The sequence below is a fragment of the Mitsuaria sp. WAJ17 genome, from assembly GCF_014174515.1.
In the GTDB taxonomy this organism is placed as follows: Bacteria; Pseudomonadota; Gammaproteobacteria; order Burkholderiales; family Burkholderiaceae_C; genus Roseateles_B.
This window is the reverse complement of record NZ_JACJUG010000140.1, coordinates 1-363: the sequence shown is the minus strand read 5'-3', so window position 1 is coordinate 363 and position 363 is coordinate 1. Positions and strand designations below refer to the sequence as shown.

Here is a 363-nt window from a genome sequence, read left to right as displayed (position 1 = left end):
GGATTCGCGGCCACCAGATTCGCCACCATGTCGGCCGCCATGACGAGGCGCTGATCCAGCGTGGCCCGCAGCTCGCCTTGCAAGCCGCGCTGCATCCACAGCGCCACCCCGCCCCACAACAGACACAGCGCGACACCGATCTGCAGCAGCAACCTCAACCTCAGACGCATATGCTTCATGTCTGCTCCGCCATGCGATAGCCCAGGCCGCGCACCGTTTCAATGAGTGTGGCGCCGAGTTTGCGGCGCAGATGGTGCAGATGCACGTTGAGGGCATTGCTCTCGATGTCCTCATGCAGCTCGTAGATGCTGTGCTTGAGTTGCTCCACACTGAGGATGCGCCCCTGCGCGTGCAGCAGGGCCA

General features: G+C 63.4%; 1 protein-coding gene. It reads right to left on the bottom strand.

Annotation, left to right across the window (positions count from 1 at the left end; genetic code table 11):
- Positions 1 to 175 precede the first annotated feature (175 nt).
- The coding region (locus H5407_RS23750; protein WP_183106932.1) for a helix-turn-helix domain-containing protein at positions 176 to 363 on the bottom strand (188 nt) is incomplete at its 5' end.